Annotated in this window: 1 protein-coding gene, 3 pseudogenes and 1 other annotated feature; of the genes and pseudogenes, 2 read left to right on the plus strand and 2 right to left on the minus strand. The window is 57.8% G+C overall.

Annotated features, from left to right (window positions below; translation table 11 throughout):
• Positions 1-99 precede the first annotated feature (99 nt).
• A pseudogene (locus tag IVB36_RS18810) lies at positions 100-1,030 on the minus strand (IS3 family transposase); the annotation flags it as partial.
• Positions 630-746, minus strand: a sequence feature (AL1L pseudoknot). It overlaps the preceding pseudogene by 117 nt.
• Before the next feature lie 433 nt (positions 1,031-1,463).
• On the opposite strand from IVB36_RS18810, the gene IVB36_RS18815 reads away from it, so the two are divergent.
• The gene (locus tag IVB36_RS18815; RefSeq protein ID WP_247392717.1) at positions 1,464-2,420 is read left to right on the plus strand and encodes a cupin-like domain-containing protein; all 957 of its coding nucleotides are present in this window, start codon (positions 1,464-1,466) and stop codon (positions 2,418-2,420) included.
• Between the two features lie 411 nt (positions 2,421-2,831).
• Here the strand turns inward: IVB36_RS18815 and IVB36_RS18820 are convergent.
• Positions 2,832-3,381 (minus strand): annotated as a pseudogene (locus IVB36_RS18820) (ATP-binding protein); the annotation flags it as partial.
• A 1-nt stretch (position 3,382) separates the two neighbouring features.
• Between IVB36_RS18820 and IVB36_RS18825 the strand changes: the two are divergent.
• Positions 3,383-3,588, plus strand: a pseudogene (locus IVB36_RS18825) (IS3 family transposase); the annotation flags it as partial.

A 3,588-nucleotide genomic window follows, 5' to 3' on the forward strand; every position in this document is an offset into this window, starting at 1 on the left:
CGAGAAAGACGCTGGGATGGAAAACGCCGGCGGAGGCGCTTGACGATTGGCTATCATGAGTGAACAAGATCGCTGTTGCGACGATCGTTTGAATCCGCCTTGGCTACCCCTATCGCTATGATGCACGAGCCCGCCGCGGTGGACCGGTCGGCGATCGTGTAGGGCCTGTTCCAGCGCATCGAGAACGAAGCCTGCATGCGCCGTGCGCGAGGCCCGCCAGCCCACGATCCTGCGGGCATAGGCGTCGATCACAAAGGCGACGTAGACAAAGCCGGTCCAGGTCGCGACATAGGTGAAGTCGGAGAGCCAGAGGACGTTCGGCCTTGGTGCCTTGAACCGGCGGTTGACGTGATCCAGCGGGCATGGCGCAGCCTTGTCGCTGATCGTGGTCTTGACGGGCTTGCCGCGGATGACCCCTTGTAGGCCCATGTCCCGCATCAGCCGCGCCACGGTACAACGGGCAACATCGAAGCCTTCACGCTTGAGCTGCCGCCACACCTTGCGCACGCCGTAGACGGAGAAGTTTTGATCGAAGACGCGCCGAACCTCGTCAGCGCGGCGTCCTGCCTGGCGCGCGCCGACAGCTTGGCGGGATCGCGCCGCTTCGCCACATGGGCGTGGTAGGTCGAGGGGGCGATCGGCAACACCTTGCAGATCAGCTCGACCCCATGCGCCCCACGATGATCGTCGATGAAGGCGATCATGGCTTGGACCGGCGGTCGAGCTCCGCCATCGCAAAATAAGCGCTTGCCTTGCGCAGGATCTCGTTGGCCTGCCGCAGCTCACGGTTCTCCCGTTCCAGGGCCTTCAGCTTCTCGGCCATCTCAGTCGGGACACCGGCCCGCTGCCCGCTGTCGATCTCGGCCTTCTTGACCCAGTCATGCAGCGTCTGCGGTGTGCAGCCGATCTTGGCCGGAATCGAGGTCACTGCCGCCCAGCGCGACGGGTGCTCGCCGGCGCGATCCAGAACCATCCGAACCGCACGGTCGCGGACTTCAGGCGAAAACTTCTTCGTGGTCTTGCTTGTCATGGCTCCATCCTCTCAGGAGTTGGAGCCTCCGGCAAACCCGGGGCGGTTCAGGTAGCACTTCTCAGTGAGGAGCCCACTGAACATCGCAAGACCTCCGCAAGGATATACCGTGCTGGTCCAAGCTGGCGCGTCCGACGCGGGGATAGGTTCGCGGCAGTGCTCATCCAGAAGCCTTCAGTTTCGCTTCTCCTCACGGCGACCATCTGCTCTTGCGTGAACCCTTCCTCGTTTCATCTGTCCGTGCTCTGGGCCAGACTCTAGATCCATCTGAAAAAAAATACGCAGTGGCAGGTCAGTGATAACTGATAAATCCGCCCCCCAAATTTGGGCGTAGGCAAGTGCGGACGTGCAGAATACGATCATTTTAGGGGCTGAATTCCGAACGCGGAATTGGCTGACGTTCCAATAATTGCGTCGCAAAAAAGGATCAAAGATGGCTGAAGCAAAAGTAACGTCGGCACCTCCTCCAGGCCATCGAGTGTTATCGACCCTACAGAATGCTGGTTGGTCATCGATTCCTACAGTAACACAATTATCGGATCAGGATTTTGTGACGAATTATGTTGATGCAATGAGCCCAGTTATTCTGCGTGGCGGCTGCTCGGATTGGATTGCCTGCCAGCGCTGGTCTCCGCAGTATTTTGATCAGGTCGCGGGATCACTTTCCGTGACTGTCAAGACGCTGAAAAGTGGTCAGATCGAGGTCTCCTCCTGGCGCCTTGCTGATTATGCTCGGTTCATAATGGCGCAGCCTTCGAGCGCAGATGGAGTGTCATCGGATGCCGCAGCGATGCCGTATTGCCACGATATTCCATTACTGGGCCTAGTGCCAAGCCTGGCAGAGGACTGTCAGCCCTTTCCCGTAACCTTTCTTAGCTCCTGGTACCGTCAGCATTGGTGGCGATACACGCAGTTCTTCATGGGCCCTATTGGTACTGTCACTCCGCTCCACTTCGACACGCTGCTTAGCCATAACCTCTTCTTCCAAATTTACGGCGCGAAAAAGTTCATAATCATACCACCAAAGCACGCTGAGTTCTGCGGACGTCGTGGTTGGAGATGGTTTGATATAGACCCGGAACAACCAGATTACCTGCGTTTTCCGCAATATCGGCAAGCAACTCCTCTCGTCATAACTGTAAATGCTGGCGACATCCTCTATATGCCGCCCGGAACCCTTCATCATGTCCGTAGCTTGTCGGCTTCGATTTCCTTCAATATTGATTGGCATACTGAGCGGAGCGTTTTGGAAGCTTTAACGCAATCGTCCAAGGAGATGCCACGGGAGGTCGTTCATTACAATGCGATTACGGCATTGGCGCTCATCGCGAAAATACCTGAACCTATCACGTTCCCGTTGTATCAGCCTTATTTGAGCTATGTAAGTTGACAGAAACACTTTCAAGAACTCTTCATGCACGTGGATCTTCAGCCGGCGATGGCCGCCATATCGGAAGTTGGCTCTTTCAATCGGCTGCTCGCGCTTAGGAGCTTTGGCGGTGAGTGAAAAAGCAGGTCTGATGAGGGCGCGGAACTTGTCCCTACCGCTATCGCGTACCGTCAGTGCCTTCCAGTCGGCGCTATGCGAAGGACGTTGAATGGCGCAATAGATGGTGACTTCTCCAAGCATCCTCTGTAGCGCGACAATCTAGATGAGACCGGCGCGACAATCTTGGATGAGAAGATTGGAGCCGGGTCGCTGGATCATTGTCGCGGACGATCAGCTTGGCAACAGCTGATTGACGTCGCGCGACAATCAACGATCACCGCCAGCGTCAATCAATGTGCTTTCGATCTCCTTGGGCGGCCGGCCGGGACCACGCCTGCGATCGATGGCTGCCTTCCTGCGGTAGCTTTCGACGTTCAGCTCCATGATCGGTGCGTGGTGCACGAGCCGGTCGATGGCCGCGAACGTCATGGCCTGATCGGGAAAGATGCGGCTTCATTCGCCCGACGGGCTGGTTAACGTGATTAGAAGCGAGCGCCGTTCTGTAGCGCGCGGCGATCAGGTCGAACAGCACTCTGGTCTCGGATTGATTTCGAGACGTATGCAATCTCATCGAGGATCAGCAGGTCGTAGCGATCTAGCCTGGCGGTTTGTTGTCTCCAGCGCTAACTCGGGCCGCGCCACTTGCAGCCGCTGTACGAGATCAGTGGTGCGCGTGAAAGACACACCAACCGTTCTCGACGAGGACCAGGCCGATTGCCGCGCTGAGACGACTCTTGCCTCCGCCCGGTGGACCGAACAGGAGCAGATTGTCGCCGGTCTCGAGCCAGACATCGCCTGCGGCGAGTGCCATCACCTGTGCCTTGGACAGCGTCGGCACGCTATCGAACTCGAAGGTGGCGAGCGGGTGCAAGATCGGCCGCCGGCATGTCAAAACGCTGATGCGGCGGATGAGGATAGAAGCGCTCTATCGCCGCCTCCGAACCACGAAGCCGGAGCCCGGCCACAAGATTTATCCGTATCTGCTGCGCGGCATGGAGATCACGCGTCCGAACCAGGTCTGGGCGATGGACATCACTTACATCGCGATGGCGCGCGGCTTCGTGTATCT

This window comes from Bradyrhizobium sp. 35 (genome assembly GCF_023073215.1).
Classification (GTDB): domain Bacteria; phylum Pseudomonadota; class Alphaproteobacteria; order Rhizobiales; family Xanthobacteraceae; genus Bradyrhizobium; species Bradyrhizobium canariense_D.

What these genes read in the sequence shown, in the direction of transcription:
- IVB36_RS18815 (WP_247392717.1), top strand. Translation starts at nt 1,464, where the DNA reads ATGGCTGAAGCAAAAGTAACGTCGGCACCTCCTCCAGGCCATCGAGTG.